Below are 26,676 nucleotides of genomic sequence, written 5' to 3'. Positions count from 1 at the left end.
CCGCAACAACGCAACAAAGGCAGGGTGAGGGAGCTCTCTTCAGATGGCAACGGGCAAGTTCAGACTCTTCTACAAAGATGGACACGTGGAGCATCCGTGCGTCGGTGTGCATTACCAGGTGGTGTCTTCCACTCATGCAATTGCTGCCTCCGGCCTGACAGATGCACAAGGCGAAACAGCCTTGTTCAGATCGTTGGGAGACGGCGGCCGGTACCGACTGCTGGTGCGTCAAACAGCAGCAGGGGGATATGCCGAACCAGACGCGGTCGAAGAGCGGGAATACAAACCGGAACTCGAGCTCGGTGCGGCGCAAGACGGTAAGCACGCCCTCCAGCGGGTGCGGATCAAGCCCTACTTTCGCGTCCGCTTCCACACGCATCCTGACGGCAAGCCCGTCGTCGGAGCGAAGTTCACGGCGTACACCTTGGACGCTCATGGCAAGGAAGCGATTGCCCGCGACCTGGTGAAAGCCAGCAACGTTTCGGGGAAGACGGATGCCAAGGGGGAGACCGCAGTCATCTACTGCGCCAGCAACGTCGTATTCAAGTTCGAAGTGCCTGGTGCTGGCATCAAGGTGCCAACCAGGCGCTTGCAGCCGCTGATCAAAGGGCAAGACACGACCATCTACGACTTGCCGTTCAAAACCGTGAGGGCCACGACCGGACCCGCGCAGAACCACGAAGCTCTTCTGTCCGGCAAGACCAGTGCACCGGTTCTCATCTCCCCTTCGGACCAGGAACTCATCATGGTGCCGCAGGGTGACTTCGACGAGTTCGAGGAGATGAGCGGTCGACTGGAAAAGATCATGGAGGCCGCCCACCTTGCCAAGCTGGATCTCAGCCGTGCGCTTGAGTCTCAGAACGAGCAAGAAATCTCCGCCGCGGAAAAGGCACTCGGACTGGCCGAGGACAAAGTGAAGAGCGAGCTCAACAAGAACTTCTCCAAACTTGCGGACCTGAAGGAAGTGGTGACGCTGGAGACGTACAACAAGGGCAAGAACAGCGCCACAGGCGCCTCGCAGATGGGTTTGCGCAGGCGCTACCTCAAGACGGACAAATACCTTGAGCTGAAGAACAAGCGGCTCAACAAGGCCGAATACAAGCTCAACATCAAGTTCTCAGGCGCAGCAGGAACGAAGGCCAGTGCGGGGGTGAATCCGAAGGCGCTCGACGTCAACGCGCTGAAGGAGTCTTTTCAGAAGATATCCAAGAGCTTGAAGAGCAGCAAGGAGTGGAAGACTGATCCGCAGGTGCTGAACATGCTCGATCTGGCCGGGAACGAGTACGCGGACAACATCATCAAGAGCGAGACCTACGAGGTGGAGGCACAGGCGCAATGGCTGCGCCTGGTGGGTGGAGCAGGCGCAAGCGCCGAGGTCGACTGGACCAAGCGCAAGGCGCAGATCCAAGGCAATCTGCAGGGCAAGGCCGTGCTGTGCGAAGGCAAGATGACCGGGCGATGGGCGGTCCCATCGCTCAAGGGCTGGATGATGAGCTTTGGCGGCGAAGACCTTGGCGCTGTCAGATTCATCGTTGAATGCGAGCTGTACGGCTTCGCGGGGGCCAAGGTTGTTGCCTCCGGAGCGGTGGGGATCAGCCTTGAAGGCGGCAAGCAGGTGGCCAAGGCCATCAAGAGGGACCGCAGCGAAGTTCTCGCCAAGCTGATCGATCCCAAGACGAAGCTGCCTCGTTTCGAAGCGGACGGACCGTATGCGAAGGGTCCGGAGAACCTTAACGGCGTACAGGCGGACCTCGATGCGTTTGCTGGCGTTGAGGCCGGCCTCACGCCGGGCGGCAAGATCCAGTGGCTACCGCCGCAGGAGAAGGACTTCGTGAGCTTTGCCGAGGTGTCAGCGACCCTAGCAGTGAGTGCAGGTGCCGGCGCGGGGGCGCAACTGTCCATCTATCTGGCAGGAGGCAAGTTCCGCATCAAGGCTTCGGCGCGCTTGTGCTGGGGCGTGGGGGCGAAGGGCGCGCTGGAGTTCACGGTCAATGCAGACAAGGTGGCGGAGTTTGTGCGCTGGCTGTACTACCAACTCCTGCATGCGGGGTTCCGGACGCTGGTATATGTGGAGCACCAAGCTTTTCGGGCACTTTCGCAGTTGTTGTTGATGCTGGTTGCGGAAGGAACTCCATCGCACAAGTACATCGAGCAAGTAAGCCAAAACGTCAATGAAAGCTTCATCCAGTTTGAGCAGAGCCTTGAACTGGCTCAGAAGCGCAAGGCCATGGTGGACAACATCAATCGTGTGCCGCACTGGTTGGTGCATGCCACGCCGGAAACGCGCGGCATGCTGCTGTATCAAATCACCCGGCACGGTATGCCCAGCCACATGCGAGATGCACCGAGTCTGGGCGAAGGCTCGCTGTTCGACCCTCAGGTGCACTACCTGCCTACACACAAGCAGGCGGTTCTCAACATCATGGGAACGGTGCAGACGCGCAGCGAGTGGGACAACGTCATGCAGCACATGACGTCGAACGGGCAAAAGAGTCCGCGCAGTGCCGGCCAGAACGAGGGCGACGTGCTGCGCTTCCTGAACAATGGCGTCTCATTGGCTGAACTGCCATCGGTCTTCGAGGCGTTGAACGAGGCTGGCCCTGTCATGAAGCCGGTGGGCGACAAGAAGGACACCGGCAACGCCTACTTGGACAAGTACCTGAAGATGCGCGGCAAGTTGTTGGGCAAGTTCCCCAAGGGCTACCGCGTAGCACGCTTGGATTCGGCAGGGTTCGAGATGTATGCGGTGCTCGACGGTGCGCGGTCACTCCAGTTTGCGCAGATCCAGACGGCTGGTCTCGGGCAGGCGATGGCGGGGGATCCCGGTTCGTCCGTTGCTTGATTGATATGAATCTTGTACGCCAACGCAAGCTTGTTACGGCGCCGATGTCGGCGCGGCTCGATTGACCACGCAGCGGGCCGCTGTGCCGGTGGTCATATTGAGGTCAGGATCGATCTTGCGGGTGAAGATGTTCAACTTCGGTGGATCGGGATGACGGTGGTTTCGTGTGAAGGTCATACCGTCACCCCAAGACAGCGACGAGCCGTCCTGACTCTGAAAACTCCGAAGTACCTTCTCCTTGCCCTTTGCCGGCCCTGACGGGTTGTATTCGGGCGAAGACTTGTAGTAGTTCGGGTCGTACCAATCCAACACCCACTCGAAGCCGTCGGTCATCATGTCGTGTAGCCCGAGCGGCGTGGGAGGGAACTGGCCCAGCGGGAGGGACGGGGCAAGTGGGTGGAGCGAATGCTCGTCAGCGTACCTCTGCCGCTGCTCATATTCCCAAACGTTTCGGCCGGGCTCCGACTTGCCGTTGTCGGTGGCGAACACGAAGAACTGACCTCTATTGCGTGCCGCGTATTCCCACTGTGCTTCGCTAGGCAGATCCATCGGCAGGTTCAACTGCTTGCCAAGCCACTGGCAATAGTCGCGCGCCTCTTGCCATTTCAATCCCGCAGCACTTTCCGGATGACGAAGCTTCTTTCTGGTCAAGTCATCCATGCCGACCTTCGGCCTCCCAGTCGCTTCGCTGTACACGTCGTGGTCGGCATAGGTGGTCTTGTAGGCGCTCATCGAGAAGCTGTCGAGCGTGACCTTGTGCAGGAATTTGTTGTCGGTTGCGCTGCTGTAAGGAAGCTTGTCGGGACTGTGCAGCGGGCCGAAGTCGCCCATCATGAAGGAACCCCCTTCAATGAAACGCAGGTTCTTGAGCGTCTTGTCGAGTAGGGCCCGAACCTTGGCCTCAGTGCCGTTGGCACTGTTCGACGAGATCTTGGTGCTCTCGTCAGGTGTGTCGGCTTGGCAGGCCACCGCAATGAGGCAGGCAATGGTGCCTAGTGCGATGCCCGGCAATCGGCGCTTTCCACGCTCGCAGCTGCCTTTGTTGTCTCTGACGTACCGTGGCGTGGTGCAAGAATTCATGCCTTCTTCCCTGAGGTCTATGTCGCGAATCTTATGCGGGCTTTCGCTTGCCAATTCACCGGCCTTCGCGGTGAGCCTCTGGAAAGCAAGCACCTTGGCTTCGTCCAGCCGTTGTTCGCCCCGATGTTCAAGGACAACGGCGAGCGCCCGCGGCATTGGTGAACTGGCGGCTGGTGTGGTTGCGCTGCAAGGGCCGATCACGACGCGTGCCTCATTAACCATCCTGGGCCGCAAGAAGTGGCAGGAAGCCCTGGGTGGGTGTTCAAGTACTGAAGGGGCAAAGGATTGAACTTCCTCTCAGCGCTGAAGTGGCGTGTGGCAGCCATGGCGTGCCTGTCATCCAGCGCCATGGCCGCGGATCCAACGACGCTAAACGAGCCGTCGATCATGCGGGCGGTGGACGCTGTCGTCGCCGAGCACCGGCTGTACGCCACCTGCCTTTCTCTTACGCCGCAGATGCTTCCCCTGGTGCAGGAGAACTGGAAGCGTGAGGTGAGTGAGGCGGTCGATGCGCTGAAACCCTTGAAGCCAAGTCCGGGTTTCATGGCGAAGTTTGTTGCGGCGGTGGACTTCTCCAACCTGCTGGATCGCGGCATGAGTCTTTCGGCAGCGATCGACCTTTGCCAGCGAAACGAGAAGGTGGTCAACAAGTTCCACGAGTTCGGCTACACGCGGCTGGGCACTGCCATTCGCAAGGCCGCCAAGGGCAGCTGACCCGACCCCACTGGCACCGCAAGAACCGCAAGAACCGCATGGTCTACGTCTGGCGCCCCAAGCCCCGTGGCGGCACCCTGCGGGCCCGCTGGGACGACATCTACTGGCACATCCGGCACAACAAGAACAAGTTCGTCGAGTACGACTGGTTCGTCGCCGGCCATGCGGTGGACAAGGATCGCAGGACGGTCACGGAGACCTTCGCATTCGGCTACGTCGGCTCACCGGCGGAGGCCGTCTATCCGCAGTGGGAATACGTGCGCCGCTACATGGAAGAAGGGCCGGAGGCGGTGCCGGCGTCGCAGGTCCATCTGCCGATCGACGGGCGGCGTGAGGGTTTCTGGTGGGGGGCGCACATGCTGCTGAATGTGGCGCCGGGTCACTGGCTCGCGAGCCTGCTGCTGTGCCGTTGCTCACGCCGGCGGTGTGCATGAGGTGGCTGTGCATGCTGAGCAACCGCGTGCCGCGCTGGCCTGCGGTGGGGCGCGTGTTTCCCGGGACCGCAAGAGCGACCAGACAGCGGCTTGTTTTCACAAGACCCGTTGAGAAGCATTGGGGCGAAGTTTGTTGGTATTGCGCTCCATTGCGGATCCGATAGAACACATCGCTCCATTCCGCTAGGAGAAGAACGTGAACCTCACCTTTCAGCCGCGAGAGACGCCTGCCATGACGCAGCTCACAGCATGGCTACGACCGACGCTCACCGCCCGTCGAAAGACCCTCTTCACACTTGCCATGACGCTGGCCGCCAGTGCCGCCTTCGCCCAGGCCCCCAAGATGGACGAAGGCGCGTTGCTACGGGCCACGGAGGAAGTGGTCGCCGAGTACCGCGTCTATGCCACCTGCTTCGCCATCAACAGCGCCGCCTTGAAGCTTGCGCAAGACCAGTGGCGCCAGGAGGTGAAGGACGCGATCGACGTGCTCAAGCCGATGAAGCCCACTCCCGCCTTCATGACGAAATTCGCCGCAGCCACGCAGTTCAGCCGGCTTCTCGACCCAGACATGAAGTTTTCGGCGGTGATCGACCTGTGCCATCGCAACGAAGACAAGCTGCACAACTTCCTGGCTCTCAGCTACACGCGGCTGTCGGCCGCCATGGCGTCGACGCGCGACGGCGCGCGCCAGTAAGGGAATGCGGAGACCCGCCGCGCGGCGCCTCGTGCGCGCCGTGGCGCGCAACTTGCCGCCTCCCTGGACCGGAACACTCGCGCCGCATCTGTCGGATTGGCGTTCTTCCTTGCCGCCGCTTCGGGGGCTTGACGTCTTGGCCGCGGTTCTCGTGCCCACGGCCCTGACGGCCGCTTGCATGCTGCCGGTCGCCCTCCTGGCCGAGGCGCTGGTCATGCTGGCCTCATGGCTGCGGCACCTGGACTACACGCCGTTCTCGTATTGGGCGCACCCCGAGCTGTGGGTGCTGTTGCTGGGCGCGCCCGCTCTCGTCGGCGGGCTGGTCACCTGGTCGTTGTGCAGCCCGACGATCACGGCCTTTTCATTCGACAGATCGGGTCGCCTGCTGCGCTACACCGAGGCGCGCTCCTGGCGAGCCTCGCGTACAACGACGGTGCCGTTCGAATCCATTGCGTCGGTACGAGCCTGCCTGCCGAAGGCGGACAGCGAGACCGGCGGTTTCGAGGTTCGCATCGACCGTGGTGGCGGGCGCTTCGGGTCCATGCAGCTGGGAAGCCACATTCCGCTTGCCACGCTGAGGCAGCACCTCACCTGGCTCAGGGAAGACCTGAAGGAACACGTCGTGTCCACGCTTCAGTGGGACACCTGAGCTGCGGGTACGCTTCCGTACCTTTCGCAACGCCTCCAGCCACGCCACCATGCGCCTCCTCCTCGCCATCTTCCTGCCCTTCGTCGCGTTCTTCACCATCGGCCGGCCCATCGCCGGCATCGTGTGCCTGATCCTGCAGGTCACGCTCATCGGCTGGCTGCCGGCGGCCATCTGGGCCGTCTATGCGCTGGGCCAGTACAAGACCGACAAGAAGATCGAAGCGGCACTCGGCGGCCATCGCCGCTGACTGGAATGCGGCCCGGGCCGGGGCCGACGACAATCGGCCGCTATGCGCAAGATCTGGCTCGACACCGACCCCGGGTTCGACGACTGGTTCGCGATGCTGCTGCTCGCCTGCAATCGCGACGTCGAATGGCTGGGCACCAGCGTGGTGGCCGGCAACGCGCCGCTCGACATCACGCTGGCCAACGCCCTGGCCATCAAGCACCACTACGGGCTCACCACGCCGCTCTACGCCGGTTGCGCGCAGCCGCTGCTGGGCAAGCGCGAAACCGCGCAAGGGGTGCTGGGCGTGATGGGCATGCGCACCACCGGCGAGCCTCTGCCGGCGGTGGAGGCGGCCGCCCCGTCGCCCGAGCACGGTGTCGACATGCTGATCGACACCATCAGGCGCCACCCCGGTGAACTGTCGGTGCTGGCCATCGGGCCGCTCACCAACATCGCCACCGCCTTCATCCGCGACCCGTCACTGGCCACGCAGCTGCGCGAGCTGCTGCTGATGGGCGGCTCCACCGGCCGGGGCAACCACACGCCGGCGGCCGAGTTCAACATCTATGCCGACCCGGAGGCCGCGGCGGTGGTCTTCAACTCGGGCGTGCCGCTGCGCATGTTCGGGCTCAACGTGTGCGACCAGCTGCTGCTCACCCAGCGCGAGGTGGGACGCGTGCAGCAGATCGCCAACGCCGCCGGCACCCCGCAGGCCCGCTGGTTCGCCGGCTACCTCGACGCCTACCAGCGCATCCGCAACCGGGACGGCACCGTGCCGATGCCGCTGTTCGACCCGATCGTGCCGGCGTACCTGCGCTGGCCGCAGCTGTTCAAGTTCATGTCGGCCCGGGTCGACATCGAGCTGCGCGGCACCTTCACCCGCGGCATGACGGTGTGCAACCTGCGCCTGCCCGCCGGCACCGCCGGCAATGCAGAGGTCGCGCTGCAGGTTGACGGCGACAGCGCCATGACCCTGCTGCTCGACGAGGTGGCCCGCCTGCTGGTGTAACGCTGCCGCCCCGCGCGGACGGGTGCGCCGATTGCCGCGCCAGCCATGAGCCGCCCCGCCTGAAAGGAGAAGCACCATGGCCCATGAACAGCATCATCACTGCATTGCCGAGTGTTACGCCTGCGCCGACGCCTGCGATCACTGCGCGGTGTCCTGCCTCAACGAGCCCGACCCGAAGTCCATGGCGCGCTGCATCGCGCTCGACATGGACTGCGCCCAGGCCTGCCGTCTGGCGGCCTCGCTGATGGCCCGCGGCAGCCCCAACGACAGCGCGGCCTGCGCTTTCTGTGCGCTGCTTTGCGAGGCTTGCGCAGAGGAATGCTCGCGCCACCCGATGGACCATTGCGAAGCCTGCGCGCAGGCCTGCCGCCGGTGCGCGCAGGCCTGCCGCGACATGAGCCACCAGCCCATGCCGCGCAGCGCGTCAGCCGCCGGCACGCACGCCCATCACTGAGCCGCCAGGGCGGAGGCCGCGCGCAGCTGCTGCAGGCTGCCCGGCTCGCTCAGGAAACGCATGCGCTCCGCCGCAGACAGCTCGGCGGCCGGCGTCGCACGCAGCTGCTGGATGCGCAGCTGCCGGACATGCCCGCGCAGGCCTTGCGAGGTACGCCGCGCGCCCATGGCGGCGGCGGCCAGCGCACACAGGCCTGCGTCGCGCAGCAGCTCGGTCCATGAAGGGCATGCCTGCGTCTGCGGCAGGCGTGCATAGGCCCAGGCTTGGCGCAGCACCGAAGGCGACCACGACTCCTCGGGCACGAGCAGCCAGCCGCCGTTGCGCACCCGTTCGCCCAGGCTGGCGCGGCTGGTCAGCACGGTGAAGGGCACGGCCAGCAGCAGCGGCACGCCCACCGGCAGCAGCCACACCACCGCCGGCGGGTGCACCAGCAGCAGCGCAGCCGCGATGGCCAGCACCACGCCGCCCACCGGCGCGAAGCGCTGGGCGGCTTCGCGCCAGGGCACGTCGGTCGCTTCGCGCGGGGGCGACTTCCACTCGAGCTTCCAGCCGGTGAGCGCGCCCACCACGAAGAGGCTGTGCGCCACCATGCGCAGCGGTGCCTGCAGGACCGACAGCCCGGCTTCGAGCACCGCGCTCTGCAGCAGCTTCCAGGCGCCGCCGTAGTAGTGCTGTTCGCCGCGCATCAGCACCGCCAGCACGCCCAGCACCCGCGGCAGCGCCAGCATGGTGATGGTGCTGGCCCACAGGCCGAACACGCCGAGCGCGAGGCTGCCGTCGGGTGCGAAGAACACGTTGCCGCCCACCAGCCACAACGCGGCGCCCAGCGCCACGTACAGCAGCCACAGCGGCGCCGACAGGTAGGCCATGGCGCCGGTGGCCAGCATGCCGCGGTGCACCGCATGCAGGCCGGGCTCGGCAATGAGCCGGGCGTTCTGCAGGTTGCCCTGGCACCAGCGGCGGTCGCGCTGCAGCTCGGCCAGCATGTGCGGCGGCTGCTGCTCGTAGCTGCCCACGAGGTCGTGCACCAGCCACACGTGGTAGCCGGCGCGGCGCATCAGCGCGGCTTCCACGAAGTCGTGCGACAGGATCTCGCCGGCCAGCGCGCCGCGGCCGGGCAGCCGGGCCAGCGCGCAATGCTTCATGAAGGGCTCCACGCGGATGATCGCGTTGTGCCCCCAGTAGTGCGCTTCGCCGAGCTGCCAGTACTGCATGCCGGCGGTGAACAGCCGACCGGTCACCCGCGCGGCGAACTGCTGCGCGCGGGCATGCACGGTGGCATGGCCCACTGCCTGCGGCGCCGTCTGCAGGATGCCGGCGCTGGGGTGGGCCTCCATCAGGCGCACCAGAGTGAGCAGGCAGTCGCCGCTCATCACGCTGTCGGCGTCCATCACGACCATGTAGCGGTGGTTGCGGCCCCAGCGGCGGCAGAAGTCGGCCACGTTGCCGGCCTTGCGCTTGGTGCGGCGCTGCCGCCAGCGGTAGTGCACCCGCGCACCCGAGGCCTGCAGCTGGTCGCGCAGCCGGCCCCAGGCAGCCAGCTCGGCGGCCCGCACGGCCGGGTCGGCGCTGTCGGACAGCACGTAGAAGTCGAACAGGCGCAGGGCACCGGTGGTGGCCAGCGATTCGCAGGTGGCGCGCAGCCCGGCGAACACCGTGGCCACGTCTTCATTGCAGATCGGCATGATGACCGCGGTGCTGGCCTGCGGCCCGAGCGGCTGCTGGCCGGCCGACTGCCTGGAGAGCGCGAAGCGGTCGCCGCGCAGCGTGACCCAGAAGCCCATCACCGCCGTCACGCAGCCAGCCGACACCCAGGCGAACAGCAGCGCGAAAAGGCCGATCTGCACCCACTGCAGCAGCGGATGCTCGTACTGCGGCTGGGCATGCGCCAGCACGGCGGTGGAGCCGGCGGTGGTCAACGCCACCAGCGCGAGCAGCATGCGCCTGCGGCTGCGTGCCGCCAGCTCCCAGGGGGCGAGCTCCGCGGGACTCCCGGTGGTGGTGGAGCGGCCGGTGGCCGCGAGCCACAGGCTGCGCCAGAAACCCACCCAGGGCTGCGCCACCATCGAGCCGCGTGCAATGGGCGGCATGCTCGGCCCGTGCGCGGCCTTGTGCGCCGGCACGGGGGCCAGGGCCGGCGGGTTGGCACTCGTGGTCGCACGAGCGCTCATTGCGGAGGGATGACGTTGCTCCATGTTTCGCTCAGGATGTCGTTGCCGTGTTGAAGGAAACCGCGCAGCTCCACCGGCTGCGTGGCCTTGATCTGCTTGACGCGCAGCGTCATGCGCCACGCACCGGTGGCTTCGTTGCGGAAGGCGTTGCGCTCGACGATCTCGCCGTTGGCATCGGCCGAGACGACCGCCTTGACCGGCGCGTCGGCCGGCAGCTTGTCGATGGCGGGGCCGGCGAAGTCGACGACGTACTGGTGCTCGTTGGGGGCCAGCTCGTCGAAGCCGCGGCCCAGCCGCGACTGCACCACCCAGGCGCCGGGCGGCCGCTGCGGCTGGCTGCCCTGCCAGCGCATCTGGTAGGCCAGCTCGAGCGGCTGGCCGGGGGCCGGCGGCTTCTCGGGCACCCAGTAGGCAACGATGTTGTCGTTGGTCTCGTCGGGCGTTGAAAGCTGCACCAGCTCCACCCGGCCCGGGCCCCACTCGCCCACCGGGGAGATCCATGCGCTGGGCCGCAGTTCGTAGCGTGCTTCGGTGTCCTCGTAGTTGGCGAAGTTGCGGTCGCGCTGCAAGAGCCCGAAACCGCGCAGCGACTTCATCGCGAACGAAGTGGTCAGGGTGCGCTTGGGGTTCTGCAGCGGGCGCCAGATCCATTCGCCCTCGCCGGTGGCCACCATCAGGCCGTCGGAGTCGTGCACCTCGGGGCGGAAGTCGGTGCGGTGCGGCTGGTTCTCGCCGAACATGAACATGCTCGTGAGCGGCGCCACGCCCAGCGTGGCCACGCCGGCGCGCAGGAAGAGCTTCGAGCGCACCTCCGTCACCGTCTCGGTGCCGGGCTTCACCTCGAAGCGGTAGGCCCCGGTGGCCCGCGGCGACTCGAGCAGCGCATGGATCACCAGCGACTTGGCGTTGGCGCCGGGCCGCTCGATCCAGAACTCCGAGAAGCGCGGGAACTCCTCGCCCTTGCCGCCCACCGTGTCGATGGCCAGGCCGCGGGCCGACAGGCCGTAGCGCTGCTGGGCGCCGAGGGCGCGGAAGTAGCTGGCGCCGAGGAAGACGACGACCTCGTCCTTGTACTTGTCGTTGTTGAGCGGGTAGTGCACCCGGAAGCCCGCATAGCCCACGTCGCCCCAGGCCTGGGGCGCGAGCTTGTTCTTGCCGTAGTCGAAGTCGTTGCGGTCGAAGGTGAGGTGCTTCACGCCCTGCGGCGTGACTTCGTTGATGAGCACCGGCTCGGTCTGGAATTTCCCGAGGTGGAAGAACATCACCTCGAAGGGCAGCTTCTCGCGGCGCCACAGCGCGCGCTCGGGCTTGAAGCGGATGTCGCGGTACTGGTCGTAGGTGAGCGCCTTCAGCTCGGCGGGCAGGGTCGAGGCCTTCGGGCGATACGGTTCGCGGGCGAGCGCCTGTGCACGCTCGGCCACGTCTTCGAAGCCGAAGCTCGCAGCGTGTGCGGTGCCGCCGGCCACCAGCCCGGCGAGCAAGAAACCGACACACACCGCGCCCGGCCTGAGAGGGAGGCGAAAGGGGCGGGAGATTTGCATCCCGGACCTATCGCAACGCCTATGCCAAAGGGGGAAGTCCTTTTAAATCAATGACTTGTGAGCGTTCCGGCGGCAAATTGCGCGCAAATGCGGCATTGCAACAAAAAAAGCGTCGGGCCCTGGCGACTGCGGCGCCCGAGGGCGCCGCAAGTGCTTGATGCCATTGAAGAAAAGCCAGTCGCTATTCAGCGACCAGGGGTTCGGCCGGCGGGTCGCCGCGGAACTGCCCAGGGGTCAGGCCGTGCTTCTGGAGCAGGCGGTAGAACTCGGTGCGGTTACGTTCTGCCAGGCGCGCGGCATCGGCCACGTTGCCGTCGGTCATCTTCAGCAGGCCCACCAGGTACTCGCGTTCGAACCGGGTGCGGGCCTCGGCATAGCTCAGCACTTCCATCGTGGGCACGCGCAGGGCGCGCTGCACCAGGGCCAGCGGAATGAGCGGCGTGGTGGCCAGCGCGGTGACCTGCTCGACCACGTTGTGCAGCTGGCGCACGTTGCCCGGCCACGAGGCGGTGGCCAGCGCCTTCAGGGCGTCGGAGGCGAAACCGTTGACCCGCTTGCCGTATTTGTCGGCCAGCCTCGAGAGGAAATGATTGGCCAGCAGCGGGATGTCTTCGCGGCGCGCCGCCAGCGGCGGCACGGTGAGCGACACCACGTTGAGGCGGTAGTAGAGGTCTTCGCGGAACTGGCCTTCGCGCATCGCGCCGTCGAGATCGCGGTGCGTGGCCGACATGATGCGCACGTCCACGGGAATGGCTTCGGTGGCGCCCACCGGCCGCACCATGCGCTCTTGCAACACACGCAACAGCTTCACCTGCAGCGGCAAGGGCATGTCGCCGATTTCATCTAGAAACAAGGTGCCGCCATCCGCCGCCTGGAACAGCCCTCTGTGGTTGGCCACGGCGCCGGTAAAAGCGCCTTTCACGTGTCCAAAAAGTTCCGACTCGAGCAGGTTCTCGGGTATGGCGCCGCAGTTCACTGCGACGAAGGGCCGGCTCGAGCGTGAGCTCGCATCGTGGATGGCATGCGCGAGCAGCTCCTTGCCGGTGCCGCTCTCGCCGCGGATCAGCACGCTGGCGTCGGAGCCGGCCACCAGCTTGGCCTCGGCCAGCAGCTCGGCCATCACGTTCGAGCGGCTCACGATGGCTTCGCGCCACACGTCGCCTTCGCGCGGGCCGATGCCCGGCGGCGCCGCGAGCGACAGCGCCTGCGCAATGGTGTCGAGCAGCGCCTTGCCGTCGAAGGGCTTGGTGAGGTAGGTGTAGACGCCGCGCGAGGTGGCTTCCACCGCGTCGGGGATGGTGCCGTGCGCGGTGAGCATGATCACCGGCAGCGACGGGTGCTTGGCGCGGATCGCATCGAACAGCTGCATGCCGTCCTTGCCGGGCAGCTGCACGTCGCTCACCACCAGCTGCGGGCGTTCGACCGCGAGGCGGGCGAGGGCGTCCTCGGCGCTTTCGACGGCGGTCACGCGATAGCCGGCGGCGGAAAGGCGCATCGACAGCAGGCGCAGCAGGTCGGCGTCGTCGTCGACCAGCATCACATGATTCATGACTGCACCCCGCTCGCCGAGTACGGCGATCGACCCTCCGGGAGGGTCGGGCCTTGCTTGGGGCGGCCCGGCGCGGCGGCCCGGCATGACTGCACCCCGCTCGCCGAGTACGGCGATCGACCCTCCGGGAGGGTCGGGCCTTGCTTGGGGCGGCCCGGCGCGGCGGCCCGCGTGGATGGGTAAGGCAGGAGGCTCATTTCGTCGGTCACTACGGTGCGGGTCGGGCCGCCGGCGCGGGTGACGCCGGCGACGGGGGCGGCCCGGGTTGGGGCCGGCTGTTCAGGCTGCGCTCGATGTTCTTGAGCGCTTCCAGCTTCTCGTTCAACTGGTCGATCTTTCGCTGGTTGTCGCGCTGCGCGTCGCGCAGCTGCGCATTCAGCTTTTCGGTCTGCTCCTCGGCGCGCCGCTGCTCGACGTACCGGGCCTGCAGCAGCCGGGCAAAGGCATGCCAGGGCTGCGCCTGCGGCGAGCTGTTGCGCAGCACCTGGTCGAGCAAGCCCTGCGCGCGCAGCAGGTCGCCGGGGCTGCGGGTGTGGCCCAGCGCAAGCGCGAGGTCCATGGCGGCCTGGGGCGAAGCGGAGCCGTCTCCCAGGCGTGCCACTTCCTGGGCGAGATCGCCAGGGCTCAGCTGCAGCAGGCGCTCCTGGTAGCCCAGCAGGTGGCGCGCAGCCACGTCGACCGGCTCCAGCTGCGGCACGTACACCGTGACCGCGGGCGGCGGAGGCGGTGGCGGCGGCGGTGATGGGATCGCCGGAGCCGGTGCCGGCTGCGGCATGAGGGGCGTACACGCCAGACCGATGCCGGCCGCCAGCAGGCAGGCGGCCGCACAACGGCTGCGGCGCCTCCAGGCAGGTGAGGTATGGGCGTCAGTCAGCGGCATGTGGAAGTTCGATACGGAAATGGGCGCCCGGGCCGTCGGGCAGCAACTCGACCCGGCCGCCGTGCGCTTCGATGTATTCGCGCACGATCGACAGGCCGATGCCGGTGCCGCGCAGCGCCCCTTCGGGCTGGCGTTCGCCACGATAGAACGGCTCGAAGACTCGTGCGCGGTCGCCTTCGGCCACGCCCGGGCCCTGGTCGCTGATGTCGATGCAGGCCAGCCCCCGCTGCCGGCTGAGTGCGAACCGGATGCTACCGCCCGGCGGACTGAACCGAATGGCATTCGACAATAAGTTACCGAGTGCAGCGCTCATTTTCTCGGGGTCCACGTCGGCCGCAAGCGGGCCGCCTTCGATGAGCACCTGCAGCTGCCGCGCCTGCCATTGCAGCTGCTGTTCGGCGGCCAGGCTGCGCAGCAGGCCGCCCAGCTCGATCTTGCGCCGGCTCAGCTGGCGCGCCTCGAAGGCCGCCGCGTTGAAGCGCAGCAGGTTCTCGATCTGCGCCTGCAGCGACAGCGCGTTGTGATGGAGGATGCGCACGATCTCGCGCTGGTCGGCGCTCATCTCGCCGGCCACGCCGTCCTCGAGCAGCGCCACGCCTTCGCGCAAGGCCGCCAGCGGCGTCTTGAGTTCGTGCGACACGTGGCGCAGGAAACGCGCCTTGTCCTCGTCGAGCTCCTTCAGGCGCAGGCGCAGCCACTCGAGGCGCTGGCCCAGCGAGCGCAGGTCGGCCGGCCCGCGGATGCCCACCGGCTGGTCGAGCCGGTTCTCGCCCAGGCCCACGATGGCCTGCTCGAGCCGCTTGAGCGGCCGCGTGAGCCAGAGGCCGAAGCCCAGCGCCAGCACGATGGCCAGCACGATGGCGCCCAGCACCTGGCGGCCCAGCGCCTCGCGGCCGGCTTCGAGCTCGTCCTGCAGCAGCCGGTTGCGTTCCTCGTTGCCCTTGCGCACCTGCTGGGCGATGTCGGCATTGACGAGGTCGAGCTCGCGGAATTCGGCGGCCAGCGCCAGCTCGCGCTGCCGCACCGTCGGCTTAGGCCCTTCGAGCTGCTCGGTGATCAGCGCCAGCCGGCTGCGCCACTGGTCGGCCAGCGCACGCGGCAGCTGCTGCGCCAGCAGCTCTTCGAGCACGCGGGTCGCGTCGGCCGTGGCTTCCTCGAAGCGGCTCAGCAACGCCGGGTCGTCGAGCACCATGTACTGCCGCGCGGCGCGCTCCATCGCCACGCTGCGCTCGGCCAGCTGCTGCGTGGCCGCGGTGAGCTGCACCGCACGATCGGCGGCGGCGCGGCTCTGGCCGAGCAGCCGCTCGAGCGTGAACAGGCCGCCGAGCGACGCGGCAGCCAGCAGGCCGGCGATGAGCAGAAACGCCACCAGCAGCAACTGCCGGAACGAGGCGCGGGAGATGGTGAACATGCGGCGCGAACTGTAGCGGGTTGGTTGACCGCGGGCGCCGGCGCCTGCACACTTGCGGCCTTCTTCAATGTTCGATCCGGAAAGGAGACAGCCATGGAACGACTCGCGACTGATCTCTGCGCCTCCGGAACGGCACGCTCGGCCATCGCGCGCTGAGCCGCTTCCCGCGGACTGCCGAGTCCGCGCCTGCTGCCGAGAGTTCCGTTCCGTTCATCCCGCCGTTGCCGCGCAGTCTGGTGCGCGGCCCGCCCTGTCTTTTCCTTGCGGATGGAACCTCGCCATGCAGGACCTCGATTTCGAGCGCCTGCGCCGCATCGGCCTTTCCTCGGCCGTGGCGCAAGCCCTGTTCAACCTTGCCTCTGAAGAAGAAAACGAAAACGCCCGCGCGATGCGGGTGATCGAAGTGCACCGCGAAACGGTGCAGTTGCACGACGGCGAACGGCAGTTTGCCGCGCGGCTCCTACCCCGGCTGTACCGGGCTCTGGCCGACGAAGGCGATGCCATCGCCACCGGCGACTGGGTGCTCGCCGAACCCGACGCGCACGGCGGCCTGTGGGTGGCCGAACGCTTGCCGCCGCTCGCATCGCTCGCCCGGCGCGACGGCGACGGCCGGCGTCATGCGGTGGTGAGCAATGTCGACACCGCGCTGCTCGTGATGGGCCTGGACGGCGATTTCAACCCGCGGCGGCTCGAGCGCTTCCTGGCCATCGTGTCGGGCAGCGGCGTGTGGCCGGTGGTGGTGCTGAGCAAGGCCGACCTGTGCGCCGACGTGGACGCGTCGGTTGCGCTGCTGCGCGAGCGGCTGCCCGCCGACCTGCCGGTGCATGCGCTGGACACCCAGTCGGCGTCGGCCGCGCAGGCGCTCGAGCCCTATCTCGGGGCCGGGCAGACCGTCGTGCTGCTGGGCTCGAGCGGCGCCGGGAAGTCCACGCTCACCAACACCCTGCTTGGCGAGGCGACACAGGACACCGGCGCCGTGCGCGCCGGCGACCAGCGCGGCCGCCACACCACCACGGCGCGCTCGCTGCACCTGCTGCCCGGCGGGGCCTGCGTGATCGACACCCCCGGGGTGCGCACACTGCGGCCCGATGGCGACGAGCAGGTGCTCGACGCGGCGTTCGCCGACATCGCCTCGCTCGCCGCGCACTGCCGCTTCCGCGACTGCGGCCACCAGGGCGAGCCGGGCTGTGCGGTGCGCGCGGCGGTGCCGGCCGACCGGCTGCACAACTTCCACAAGCTGCAGCGCGAGTTGCGCCGCGACACGATGACGGCGCTGGACCGCAAGCAGGAGGTCAGCCTGTGGAAGGCGCGCGGCCGTGCGGCGCGCGTGCACATGAAGGCCAAGCGCGGGGAGTGAGCGCTATGCTCGTGGCCCACCATGGCCGACATGCCCCTCGAACATCCCACGCTCAGCCTGCGGCGCTATGGCGCATCGCCGGGCAGCCATGCGCACGGGCACTACCAGGTGCTGTGGGGCTGGGACGGCGCGCTCGAGCTCGACGTCGAAGGGCGCGGGGCACGCATGACGGCGGGGCTGGTGGCGGTCATTCCACCGGGCGCCCGGCACGACTTCTGGGCGGCCAGGCACGAGCGGGCCCCGGTGCGCTGCTTCGTGCTCGACATCGCCGAGTCGGCGCTCGAGCCGCTGGCCGGGCGGGTGTGGTCCACCGACCCGGGGCTCGCCCACCTGCTGCGCTACTTCGACAGCCGCGGCACCGAGCCGCTGCCTGCGGCCGCCATCGAACTGCTGAGCGCCTCGCTGTGGGCCGGGCGGGAGGCCGCCAGCGCGCTGCCGAGAGCCCGGCGCCCGATCGACTGGCCGCGGCTGCAGGCCTGGGTGGATGCGCATCTCGATGCGTCGCTCGACGTGGCCGCGCTTGCCGCGCAGGTGCACCTGAGCCCGTCGCAGTTCGCCGCGCGCTGCGTGGCCGAACGCGGGTTGCCGCCGCTGGCATGGCTGCGCGCGCGGCGGCTCGTGGCGGCCCGCCGCCTGCGTGAGCGGGGCGTGCCGGTCGCCGAGGTGGCGCAGCGCTGCGGCTACCGCTCGCCCTCGGCGCTGACGGCCGCCATGCGCCGTGCCGGCCTTCGCCCCTGAACCGTGATTGCGCGACGACCGGCCGGCGTTGCGCAACGAGGCGCCGGCGCGTCTGCCCTTAGGCTCTCGCGCCATCATGTCTCCCACTGCACTGCATCCCAACCTGCTGGCCCTCGGCGCGATTGCGCTGTGGGCTCTGCTGGCCTCGCTCGGCGTTGCGCTGTCGCATGTGCCGCCCTTCCTGCTCACCGGCCTGGCCTTGCTGGCGGGCAGCCTGCCGGCCTGGCCGCACTGGCGCGCCTGGCGGGTGAGCGGCAAGGCGCTCGCGCTGGGGGTGTATGGCCTGTTCGGTTTTCACTTCCTGCTGTTCATCGCGCTGCGGATGGCGCCGCCGGTGGAGGCCAACCTCGTCAACTACCTGTGGCCGCTGTTCATCGTGGTGCTGGCGCCGCTGTTCCTGCCCAGCGTGAGGCTGCATGCGGTGCATGTGGGCGCGGCGGTGGCGGGTTTTGCCGGCGCGGCCCTGGCCATCGTGGGCGGCCGCGGGCTCACCGGCGGGTTTGCCTGGGGCTACCTGCCGGCGCTCGGATCGGCGTTCATCTGGGGCAGCTATTCGTTGATGTCGCGCCGGCTGGTCGAGCGCGGTGAAGCCTTCCCCACTGCGGCGATCGGGCTGTTCGGCATCGTGTCGGGCCTGCTGGCGCTGGGTTGCCACCTGCTGCTGGAGCCGGCAGCCGCCTTGGGCGGGCGTGACCTCGGCCTCATCGCGCTGATGGGGCTGGGCCCGCTGGGGGCGGCGTTTTTTCTGTGGGACGCGGCGCTCAAGCGCGGCGACCCGCGCACGATCGGCGTGCTGAGCTACCTGACGCCGCTGTTGTCGACCGCCTTGCTGATGGTGGTGACGCAGCGACCGTTCACGCTGCACATCGCGGCGGCCGCCCTCTTGATCGTCGGTGCGGCGCTGGTGGCGGTGAAGACCAGGGCATAGTGGGCGCCTGCACCAGTTGCCAGCGGCGCGGCCGCGGCGGCAACATGGCTGGTCTTTCTGCATGCGAAGGTGGCACCGATGAAGCGACGAGATTTTGCGGGTGGGGTGGGGGTGTTGGGTCTGGGCGGCTGGTCCTTTGCGGCTCATGCGCTGTCGCTGAGCGATGCCGATGCGGTGTCGGGCCTGCGAGCGGCCCTCGAGCGCGGCGCCGGCTCGGCGGTGAACCTGCTGGGCCGCACCGACGGCTTCCTGGGCAACCCGCAGGTGCGCATTCCCTTGCCCGAGTGGCTCGAGAAGTCGGCCGGGCTGCTGAGGGCGGCCGGCCAGGGACACCGGGTGGACGAGCTCGAAACCGCGATGAACCGGGCCGCCGAGGCGGCCGTGCCCGAGGCCAAGGCCTTGCTGGTCAATGCGGTGCGCAAGATGAGCGTGAGCGATGCAAAGGGCATCCTGACCGGCGGTGACACCTCGGTGACGCAGTTCTTTGCCGACAAGACCCGCGAGCCGCTGGGCGTGCGGTTCCTGCCCATCGTGACCCGGGCCACCGAGAAGGTGTCGCTGGCCAGCAAGTACAACCGCGTGGCCGGCAAGGCGGCCCTGTTCGGACTGGTGAAGGCCGAGCACGCCAACATCGAGCAGTACGTGACCGGCAAGGCGCTCGACGGCCTGTACCTGATGATCGGCGAGGAAGAAAGGAAGATCCGCCAGGACCCGGTGGGTACGGGCAGCGCGATCCTGCGGCGGGTGTTCGGCGCCCTGAAGTGACCGAACGACAGGCGCGCGGCGCGGCTCAGGCGCCCTTGGACAGCTCGAACACCAGCGCCGAGGGCAGCGAGCTCATGATGGCGTCGCGGCCCACGCGGGCGAAGCCGCTGCCGCTGAAGCCCGAGATCTCGAAGCTGGCGCCTTCTTCCACGATCTCGATGAAGACGAAGTCGGCGACCTCCGCCCGGATGTCCTCGGCCAGCTGATCGAAGCGTTCGCCGCGCAGCACCGCTTCCACGATGATGGCGTGCGGCAGGCCCTCGCGGCAGAAGTCCACCGCCTCCTCGACCGAGTTCACGAAGTCGAGCACGAGGCCCATGCTGCGGATCGCCTCGCGGATCTGGATGCGCACGTCGCGCCGGGAGGCCACCACCAGCACGTGGCTGCCGGCCATGGGGCGCGAGTTGAAGGTGCTCGAGAAGCCGCTGTCGAGTTCGACCGCGCTCACCCCCGGCAGCTCCTCGTTGACGATGGTGCGCGGGAACTCGAGCGTGAGCGCCACCTGCGCCGCTTCCATCTTGCGCGACAGCTCCAGACCCATGGTCCGCGCCGTCTGCTCCAGCAGGTGCCAGGTCAGGGAGTCGAGCCCGAGGATTTCGGCTTCGCGGGGCAGCCCGTCGGCCAGGTCGAACTGCTGATGCGCGAAGCGGCAGGTGATGCGGCCGTGCTGGGGCCAGGGCTTCATGTCGAGCCGGATCTCGATGTTCGACTGCGCGGATTCGAGCACCCAGTCGAGCAGCGTGTTGAGCAGGCTGAACAGCAGCGACGGGTCGACGATCACCTCGACCGGACGCATCACCTGCTTGACCTGGATGCCGCGGGCCTGGGTTTCACGGGCGCGATGCGTCAGCACGCCCTGCAGCGTCTGCGTGAGGTGCAGGCGTTCCTGTGCCTGCTGGATGCGGCCCGAGGCAAAGCGCGACAGCTGCTGGCTCACCATGCCGGCATGGCGGGCGTGCTCGATTTCGTTGCGCAGCGCGCGCAGTCCCTGCCGGTCGATGCGGCCGGTGGTGGTGAGCTCGGTCACGCGTTCGAGTGCGGCGGTCAGCGGTCCGGCGATCTCTCGTCCGATCTGCGTGATGAGCCCGCACCAGGGCGCCGGGTCGGACGCGGGGGCCGCGAGTGCGGCAGCGCCGTCGCCACTGCGCTTGGAGGAGGTGAGATCAGACATGTCCATGGGGCCTCCCGATGTGCAATCGGGTCATGACGCAGGGAGCAGCGAGCCGCGTCGTTGCTTGAAAGGAGTTACATGTCAGTGTTGGGGCAAGGTAGGGGGGTGTCCACCCCGCGAATGGGTGCTGAGCCCCGAACGGCGCGGCTTTCCCCACTGCTCGCGGGAAGGGTTGCCCCGGGGTCAGAGCGCGCCGTCGCTGCGCAGCTGCGCGATGCGGGTGGCGTCCCAGCCCAGCCAGTCGCGCAGCACCTCGTCGGTGTGCTGTCCCAGCAGCGGTGGGGCGCAGCGCGTGCGCGCTGGCGTGGCCGACAGCTTGAGCGGGCTGGCCACCAGCCGCAGCGTGTCGGTGAGCGGGTGAGCGATCGCTTCGACCATGTGCCGCGCATGCACCTGCGGATCGGCAAACACGTCGTCGAGCCCGTTGATGGGGCCGCACGGCACCTTGGCCGCTTCGAGCGACGACAGCCACTGCGAGCGCGTGCGCGTCTTCAGCAGGGCGGCCAGCACCGGCACCAGTACCGCGCGATGGCGCACGCGGTCGGCGTTCTTCGCGAAGCGCGGGTCCTCGGCCAGATCCGGGCGGCCGGCCACGGCGCAGAACTTGGCGAACTGGCTGTCGTTGCCCACCGCGAGGATCAGGTGCCCGTCGGCCACCTCGAACACCTGGTACGGCACGATGTTCTGGTGGGCGTTGCCGGCGCGGCCGGGCACCTGGCCGCTCACCAGGTAATTGGCGCCCAGGTTGGCCAGCATCGCGACCTGCGTGTCGAGCAGCGCCATGTCGATGTGCTGGCCGGCGCCCGTGCGCCAGCCGCGGGCGTCGCGATGGCGCAGCGCGGCCAGGATGGCCACCGTGGCGTACAACCCGGTGAAGAGGTCGGCCACCGCCACGCCCACTTTCTGCGGGCCGCCGCCGGGCTGGTCGTCGGCGATCTCGGCGCGCGACGGGCCGGTCACGCTCATCAGGCCGCCGATGCCCTGCACCGCGTAGTCGTAGCCGGCGCGGTGGGCGTAGGGGCCGGTCTGGCCATAGCCGGTGATCGAGCAGTAGACCAGCTGCGGATTGAGCGCGTGGAGGCTGGCGGGGTCGAGCCCGTAGCGGGCCATGTCGCCGACCTTGTAGTTCTCGACGAACACGTCGGCCTGCTTCGCCAGCTCGCGGATGAGCGCCTGTCCGGCGGGCTGGCTGATGTCGACGGTGATCGAGCGCTTGTTGCGGTTGGCGCCCAGGTAGTAGGCCGACTCGCCCGTCGGCTGCCCGTCGCGATCGTGCAGGAAGGGCGGGCCCCAGCCGCGGGTGTCGTCACCGCTGCCCGGGCGCTCGACCTTCACCACGTCGGCACCCAGGTCGCCCAGCACCTGGGTGCACCAGGGGCCGGCCAGCACGCGGGACAGGTCCAGGACCCGCACGCCTTCGAGGGCTTGCGGGGACATCGCGGGAGCAGCGGGTTCGTTCATCGGCGGTGATTGTGAGCCCGCCGGGATAATGCCCGCATGTTGTCCACGACCTGCTGCCGCACGCTGCTGCCCGGGCTGGCTGCCGCGCTGACCGCCTGCTCGCCGGCGCTGAACTGGCGCGAAGTGCGGCCTGAGGCCACCGCGCTGGTGGCGATGTTCCCGTGCAAACCCAGTCGCCAGAGCCGAGAACTGCCGCTGGCCGGGGCTCGGGTGCGCATGGAGCTCCTGGCTTGCGAAGCCGCAGGGGCCACCTGGGCGGTGAGCCATGCGCAGGTGGGCGACCCGACGCGGGTAGGCGCGTCACTCGCAGCGCTCAACGAGTCGCTCGCGGCCAATCTGGGCATGGGCATGGCGCCCGACGGCGTGGCGTGGTCGGTGCCCGGCATGACGCCCCAGCCGCAGGCACGGCGCCTCCAGCTGCGCGGGCAGCGCGCCGACGGCGGCACTGAGGTGCGAGTGGAAGCCGGCGTGTTCGCCCACGGGACCCAGGTCTTCCAGGTGGTGGTGATGCAGCCGGCCAAGGACACGGCGCCCGACGGCGAGGCGCTTCAGGCGTTTTTCGGGGGTCTCAAGGTGCGGGTGTGAGCGCAGCACCGGATTCGGGGCGGATCCGGCCTTCGCGTCGGCCTGATGGCCGGCCCGCGCGTTGGTGGCTGCATGCTGTCTCTTCTCTTACTTGTGGTTCTTGTGGTACAGACCACGCCCTGTGACCGCGGTGCCCGCTAATAATTGAAGTCCATGGCTGGCATCCTCATCATCGCCCACACGCCGCTCGCCTCGGCCCTGCAGGTCGCAGCGCGGCATGCCTTTCCGGAGGCTGCGGCGCAGGTGGAGGCGCTGGACGTGCTGCCCAACGTGCCGCTGAGCGAAACCGAGGCCCAGGCGCGGCTGCTGCTGCAGCGAGTGCTCGACCATTCGAGGGGTGCCAGCGGCGCGATGCGTCCCGAGGCCCTCATCCTGACCGACGTGTTCGGCGCCACGCCGTCGAACCTGGCCCAGCGCCTGGCCGACGGCTCCAGCGTGAAGGTCATCACGGGGGCCAATGTGCCGATGTTGTGGCGCACCCTCAACTACGCGCACGAGCCGCTGGACATGCTGGTGGCGCGCGCTCTGGCCGGCGGTTCGCAGGGCGTGATGCAGATCGCGACGTCCCGGCCGCAGAACCAGGCCTACAAACCCGGAAATGATCAAGACCACCATCACCATCAGCAATAAGCTGGGCCTGCATGCGCGCGCCTCGGCCAAGCTCACCAAGCTGGCCGGCGGCTACCCCTGTGAAGTGTTCATGAGCCGCAACGGCCGGCGGGTCAATGCCAAGAGCATCATGGGCGTGATGATGCTGGCCGCAGGCATCGGCACCGAGGTCGAGATCGAGACCGACGGTGACCGCGAGCAGGAGTGCATGGACGCCCTGCGCGCATTGATCGACGACAAGTTCGGCGAGGGCGAGTAGCCCTGCCTCGCCATGCAACCGGGCGTTCAGGCGCCCAGGAAGTGCTTGCGGTACTTCGACGGCAGGTCCTGGATGCGCATCAGCATCGGCAGGTCGGCCGTGTTGAAGTCGGGGTCCCAGGCCGGCGGTCCCAGCACCTTGGCGCCGCAGCGCAGGTAGCCGCGGATCAGCGCCGGGGGCTCCACCGCCAGGTCGCTCTGCAGTTCCTCGACCGGCAGCGGCAGGCGCGGGCGCACCTGGTGCTCGATCGGGGCGAGATGCGTCTGGCGCAGCTGTTCCCAGAGGCTGGCCGCCACATGGCCGCCATCGCGCATGCTCACGCTCGCGCAGCCGACCATGGTGTCGAGCTCGTTGCGCACCATGAACTCGGCCAGCGCACCCCAGAGCGCGAGGATGGCGCCGCCCGAGCGGTGTTCCGGGTGCACGCAGGAGCGGCCCAACTCCACCATCTTGGGCCGCAGCGAGCGCAGCCGGGTGAGGTCGAACTCGGTTTCGCTGTACAGGCCGCCCACTCGCCTGGCAGCCGCCGGGGTGAGCACCCGATAGGTGCCGATCACCATGCCCGGCTCGCCGGCCTGGCCGGCAGCGCGCACCAGCAGGTGCTCGCAGTAGGGGTCGAACACGTCGATGTCGTGCCCGGCGGGGGAACCGGCAGGAGGCGACAGGCGCGCGCCCATCTCCTCGGCGAACACCAGATACCTCAGGCGCTGCGCTTCACGAACTTCGCTTTCATCGCGAGCCCAAGTGACCTCCAGTCGAACGCGCTCACGCGCAGCGGGTTCTTGCGGCGAGCTTTCGTGAAGTGACCTCCGTGGCGCACGGAGCTCAAGGCCCGACAGGTCTTGCAGCGGCAGCGTCGGCAGGGGCAACTCCCTCATCGCGTACTCCTTTTCAAGGTGCCGCAATGCTCGGGAGCCGCCATGACGCAGCCATGAAATGCGCGTGACCGGGCCGTGACAGTCGCGCGGGCGTCACACAGGCCGTGACGCGACACGCGTGAGAACCCGGAGTGCGGAAGGAAAAGCCGCGCTGCTAGCATGCGCCGCATGAGCTTCCAGGTCTTCGGTCTGCCCGTCTCCCGCGGGGTCGCCATCGGCCGTGCCGTGCTGGTGGCCTCCAGCCGCGTCGACGTCGCGCACTACTTCATCGAACCCTCCCGCATCGAGGGCGAAATCGAGCGCCTGCGTGCCGCCCGGGATGCCGTCGTCAACGAGCTAGAAGTGCTCAAGCGGGACCTCCCCGCGGACGCCCCGAGCGAGCTGCCGGCTTTGCTTGACGTGCACCTGATGCTGCTGCACGACGAGGCACTCACCGGCGCCACGCGCCAGTGGGTGATCGAGCGGCACTACAACGCCGAGTGGGCGCTGTCTGCCCAGCTGGAAGTGCTGGCGCGCCAGTTCGACGAGATGGAGGACGAATACCTGCGCGAGCGCAAGGCCGACCTCGAACAGGTGGTCGAACGCCTGCTGCGTGCGCTCGACCGCAGCGGCGCACCGGCATTTGCGCCGGCGCCCGGGGTGAGCGAGCGCGATTTCGGCGGTGAGGATCCGCTGGTCCTGGTGGCCAACGACATCGCCCCGGCGGACATGCTGCAGTTCAAGAAGAGCGTGTTCACCGGCTTCATCACCGACGTGGGCGGGCGCACGTCGCACACGGCCATCGTCGCGCGCAGCCTCGATATCCCGGCGGTAGTCGGTGCGCGCGAGGCCAGCCGCATCATCCGGCAGGACGATTGGCTCATCATCGACGGCGATGCAGGCATCGTGATCGTGGATCCCTCGCCCATCGTGCTGGAGGAGTACCGCTTCCGGCAGCGTCAGAGCGAACTGGAGCGTGAACGACTGTCCCGCCTGCGCCACAAGGCGGCCGTCACGCTCGACGGGGAGCCGGTCGAACTGCTGGCGAACATCGAGATGCCGGGCGATGCCTCTGCGGCCCTCGCCGCGGGTGCGGTGGGCGTCGGGCTGTTCCGCAGCGAGTTCCTCTTCATGAACCGTGAGGGCGAACTGCCGGGCGAAGACGAGCAGTACGAGGCCTACCGCGCCGCGGTCGAGGCCATGCAGGGCTTGCCGGTCACGATCCGTACGGTGGATATCGGCTCCGACAAGCCGCTGGACCGCATGTCGGCCAACGAACTGCGGCATGAGCACGCGCTCAACCCGGCGCTCGGCTTGCGGGCGATCCGCTGGAGCTTGTCGGAGCCCAGCATGTTCAGGCAGCAGCTGCGGGCCATCTTGCGGGCCAGCGCCCACGGCAAGGTGCAATTGCTCGTTCCCATGCTTGCGCACGTGAGCGAGATCCGGCTCACCTTCGAAGCCATCGCCCGTGCCCAGCAGCAGCTGAGCGAGGCTGCGCGGCCGTATGGACAGGTGCGGGTGGGCGCCATGATCGAAGTGCCCGCGGCCGCGCTGATGCTGCCTACCTTTCTGAAGCACTTCGACTTCGTCTCGATCGGCACCAACGATCTCATTCAATACACACTGGCCATCGATCGAGCCGATGAGGCTGTCGCGCATCTGTACGACCCGTGGCATCCCGCGGTGCTGCAGCTGGTGGCGCAGACGATCCGCACTGCCCGGGCTGCCGGCAAGGGGGTCAGCGTTTGCGGCGAGATGGCCGGGGACCCGGCTTTCACCGAGCTCCTGCTAGGGATGGGGCTGCGCAGCTTCTCGATGCACCCATCCCAGATCAGCGCCATCAAGCAGCGCGTGCTGCGTGCCGATGCGCGGCGCCTGGCGCTTCATATCGACGAAGTGCTCTCGAGCGAGGACCCTGAAGCGGCATATCGGCAAATGCTCACGGCAGCGGCGGCCCGAGAGGCGCTGGAAACCACCTGAATTTCTCGCCTTGAAACATTTGCCGCAGAGATACTTGCGCGGACGGAAAAATCCGTGCTACAGTCGCTGTCTTCGCTGATCGCAACGCAGCGCCGTCGAAAGGCAGCAACGCAAAGCAAGCGGCGAAGAAAAAAGAAGTTGAGTGCTTGACAGGGTTAACGAAATCAAGTCATAATCTCGCTTCTCTGCTGATGACAACACAACGAAGTCAGCGACGCGCCGAAGGGTGCAGTTCTTTAAAAAGTTACAGCCGATAAGCGTGGGCGTTTGAAGGCGAATGCCAAGGATCTACGGATCCACAAACGCTCAC

General features: G+C 67.9%; 25 protein-coding genes. 16 read left to right on the top strand and 9 right to left on the bottom strand.

Annotation, left to right across the window (positions count from 1 at the left end):
* Positions 1–43: 43 nt before the first annotated feature.
* A complete protein-coding gene (locus E8D38_RS21605; RefSeq protein ID WP_140635472.1) occupies positions 44–2,842 on the top strand; it encodes a DNA repair protein in 2,799 nt (932 codons plus the stop codon).
* A 33-nt stretch (positions 2,843–2,875) separates the two neighbouring features.
* On the opposite strand, the gene E8D38_RS21600 is transcribed toward E8D38_RS21605, so the two are convergent.
* A complete protein-coding gene (locus E8D38_RS21600; protein WP_219851820.1) occupies positions 2,876–4,123 on the bottom strand; it encodes a formylglycine-generating enzyme family protein in 1,248 nt (415 codons plus the stop codon).
* A gap of 84 nt (positions 4,124–4,207) precedes the next feature.
* Here E8D38_RS21600 and E8D38_RS21595 point away from each other — a divergent pair, with 84 nt between their 5' ends.
* The 7 genes from E8D38_RS21595 to E8D38_RS21565 all read left to right on the top strand — a co-directional run bounded on the left by E8D38_RS21595 (position 4,208) and on the right by E8D38_RS21565 (position 8,104).
* A complete protein-coding gene (locus E8D38_RS21595) occupies positions 4,208–4,636 on the top strand; it encodes a hypothetical protein (RefSeq protein ID WP_140635470.1) in 429 nt (142 codons plus the stop codon).
* On the top strand, positions 4,543–5,070 hold the full coding sequence (locus E8D38_RS21590; protein ID WP_342779592.1) for a DUF6708 domain-containing protein: 528 nt from the start codon (positions 4,543–4,545) through the stop codon (positions 5,068–5,070). The genes E8D38_RS21595 and E8D38_RS21590 overlap by 94 nt, the downstream gene beginning before the upstream one ends.
* A gap of 196 nt (positions 5,071–5,266) precedes the next feature.
* Complete coding sequence (locus E8D38_RS21585) at positions 5,267–5,764, top strand: hypothetical protein (protein ID WP_140635466.1); 498 nt, start codon at positions 5,267–5,269, stop codon at positions 5,762–5,764.
* A gap of 178 nt (positions 5,765–5,942) precedes the next feature.
* Complete coding sequence (locus E8D38_RS21580; RefSeq protein WP_181179325.1) at positions 5,943–6,413, top strand: hypothetical protein; 471 nt, start codon at positions 5,943–5,945, stop codon at positions 6,411–6,413.
* 49 nt (positions 6,414–6,462) lie between these two features.
* Positions 6,463–6,660 (top strand): YqaE/Pmp3 family membrane protein, encoded by a 198-nt coding sequence (locus tag E8D38_RS21575; RefSeq protein ID WP_140635462.1) that lies wholly within the window; start codon positions 6,463–6,465, stop codon positions 6,658–6,660.
* Between the two features lie 42 nt (positions 6,661–6,702).
* A complete protein-coding gene (locus tag E8D38_RS21570; protein WP_140635459.1) occupies positions 6,703–7,650 on the top strand; it encodes a nucleoside hydrolase in 948 nt (315 codons plus the stop codon).
* A gap of 76 nt (positions 7,651–7,726) precedes the next feature.
* A complete protein-coding gene (locus E8D38_RS21565) occupies positions 7,727–8,104 on the top strand; it encodes a four-helix bundle copper-binding protein (protein WP_140635457.1) in 378 nt (125 codons plus the stop codon).
* Here E8D38_RS21565 and mdoH read toward each other — a convergent pair.
* The 5 genes from mdoH to E8D38_RS21540 all read right to left on the bottom strand — a co-directional run bounded on the left by mdoH (position 8,098) and on the right by E8D38_RS21540 (position 15,656).
* Positions 8,098–10,299 (bottom strand): glucans biosynthesis glucosyltransferase MdoH, encoded by a 2,202-nt coding sequence (mdoH, locus tag E8D38_RS21560; RefSeq protein ID WP_425462808.1) that lies wholly within the window; start codon positions 10,297–10,299, stop codon positions 8,098–8,100. The genes E8D38_RS21565 and mdoH overlap by 7 nt on opposite strands.
* Positions 10,272–11,816: a glucan biosynthesis protein G gene (locus E8D38_RS21555; protein ID WP_140635453.1), complete on the bottom strand. Its 1,545-nt coding sequence runs from the start codon at positions 11,814–11,816 to the stop codon at positions 10,272–10,274. The genes mdoH and E8D38_RS21555 overlap by 28 nt, the downstream gene beginning before the upstream one ends.
* Positions 11,817–11,997: 181 nt before the next feature.
* On the bottom strand, positions 11,998–13,353 hold the full coding sequence (locus tag E8D38_RS21550; RefSeq protein WP_425462807.1) for a sigma 54-interacting transcriptional regulator: 1,356 nt from the start codon (positions 13,351–13,353) through the stop codon (positions 11,998–12,000).
* Between the two features lie 220 nt (positions 13,354–13,573).
* Entirely contained in the window at positions 13,574–14,245 is a 672-nt protein-coding gene (locus E8D38_RS21545) for a hypothetical protein (RefSeq protein ID WP_140635448.1), read from the bottom strand.
* Complete coding sequence (locus tag E8D38_RS21540; protein WP_140635446.1) at positions 14,232–15,656, bottom strand: ATP-binding protein; 1,425 nt, start codon at positions 15,654–15,656, stop codon at positions 14,232–14,234. Before E8D38_RS21540 ends, E8D38_RS21545 begins: the two co-directional genes overlap by 14 nt.
* 280 nt (positions 15,657–15,936) lie before the next feature.
* Here E8D38_RS21540 and rsgA point away from each other — a divergent pair, with 280 nt between their 5' ends.
* From rsgA to E8D38_RS21520, 4 genes are all read left to right on the top strand, one after another.
* The gene (rsgA, locus tag E8D38_RS21535; protein WP_140635444.1) at positions 15,937–17,013 is read left to right on the top strand and encodes a ribosome small subunit-dependent GTPase A; all 1,077 of its coding nucleotides are present in this window, start codon (positions 15,937–15,939) and stop codon (positions 17,011–17,013) included.
* 21 nt (positions 17,014–17,034) lie between these two features.
* The gene (locus tag E8D38_RS21530; RefSeq protein ID WP_140635442.1) at positions 17,035–17,751 is read left to right on the top strand and encodes a helix-turn-helix domain-containing protein; all 717 of its coding nucleotides are present in this window, start codon (positions 17,035–17,037) and stop codon (positions 17,749–17,751) included.
* Between the two features lie 76 nt (positions 17,752–17,827).
* The gene (locus E8D38_RS21525; protein WP_140635440.1) at positions 17,828–18,679 is read left to right on the top strand and encodes a DMT family transporter; all 852 of its coding nucleotides are present in this window, start codon (positions 17,828–17,830) and stop codon (positions 18,677–18,679) included.
* 78 nt (positions 18,680–18,757) lie between these two features.
* Positions 18,758–19,444, top strand: coding sequence for a DUF4197 domain-containing protein (locus tag E8D38_RS21520; RefSeq protein WP_140635438.1), 687 nt, complete (start codon positions 18,758–18,760; stop codon positions 19,442–19,444).
* A gap of 25 nt (positions 19,445–19,469) precedes the next feature.
* On the opposite strand, the gene E8D38_RS21515 is transcribed toward E8D38_RS21520, so the two are convergent.
* Complete coding sequence (locus E8D38_RS21515; protein ID WP_140635436.1) at positions 19,470–20,621, bottom strand: hypothetical protein; 1,152 nt, start codon at positions 20,619–20,621, stop codon at positions 19,470–19,472.
* Between the two features lie 177 nt (positions 20,622–20,798).
* On the bottom strand, positions 20,799–22,052 hold the full coding sequence (locus E8D38_RS21510; protein ID WP_140635434.1) for a CaiB/BaiF CoA transferase family protein: 1,254 nt from the start codon (positions 22,050–22,052) through the stop codon (positions 20,799–20,801).
* A gap of 60 nt (positions 22,053–22,112) precedes the next feature.
* Between E8D38_RS21510 and E8D38_RS21505 the strand changes: the two genes are divergently transcribed.
* From E8D38_RS21505 to E8D38_RS21495, 3 genes are all read left to right on the top strand, one after another.
* Positions 22,113–22,661 (top strand): hypothetical protein, encoded by a 549-nt coding sequence (locus E8D38_RS21505; protein ID WP_140635432.1) that lies wholly within the window; start codon positions 22,113–22,115, stop codon positions 22,659–22,661.
* Between the two features lie 153 nt (positions 22,662–22,814).
* Complete coding sequence (locus E8D38_RS21500) at positions 22,815–23,291, top strand: PTS sugar transporter subunit IIA (RefSeq protein WP_140635430.1); 477 nt, start codon at positions 22,815–22,817, stop codon at positions 23,289–23,291.
* Positions 23,260–23,529: an HPr family phosphocarrier protein gene (locus E8D38_RS21495; RefSeq protein WP_140635427.1), complete on the top strand. Its 270-nt coding sequence runs from the start codon at positions 23,260–23,262 to the stop codon at positions 23,527–23,529. Before E8D38_RS21500 ends, E8D38_RS21495 begins: the two co-directional genes overlap by 32 nt.
* A gap of 26 nt (positions 23,530–23,555) precedes the next feature.
* Here E8D38_RS21495 and E8D38_RS21490 read toward each other — a convergent pair whose 3' ends face one another.
* Positions 23,556–24,407 (bottom strand): GNAT family N-acetyltransferase, encoded by an 852-nt coding sequence (locus E8D38_RS21490; protein WP_140635425.1) that lies wholly within the window; start codon positions 24,405–24,407, stop codon positions 23,556–23,558.
* Between the two features lie 168 nt (positions 24,408–24,575).
* Between E8D38_RS21490 and ptsP the strand changes: the two genes are divergently transcribed.
* Entirely contained in the window at positions 24,576–26,366 is a 1,791-nt protein-coding gene (ptsP, locus tag E8D38_RS21485) for a phosphoenolpyruvate--protein phosphotransferase (RefSeq protein ID WP_140635423.1), read from the top strand.
* Positions 26,367–26,676 lie beyond the last annotated feature (310 nt).

The sequence above is a fragment of the Methylibium rhizosphaerae genome (assembly GCF_006386545.1).
GTDB classification, from domain to species: Bacteria; Pseudomonadota; Gammaproteobacteria; order Burkholderiales; family Burkholderiaceae_C; genus Pseudorivibacter; species Pseudorivibacter rhizosphaerae.
The sequence above is the reverse complement of the archived record's forward strand: the minus strand, read 5'-3'. Positions and strand labels throughout refer to the sequence as shown.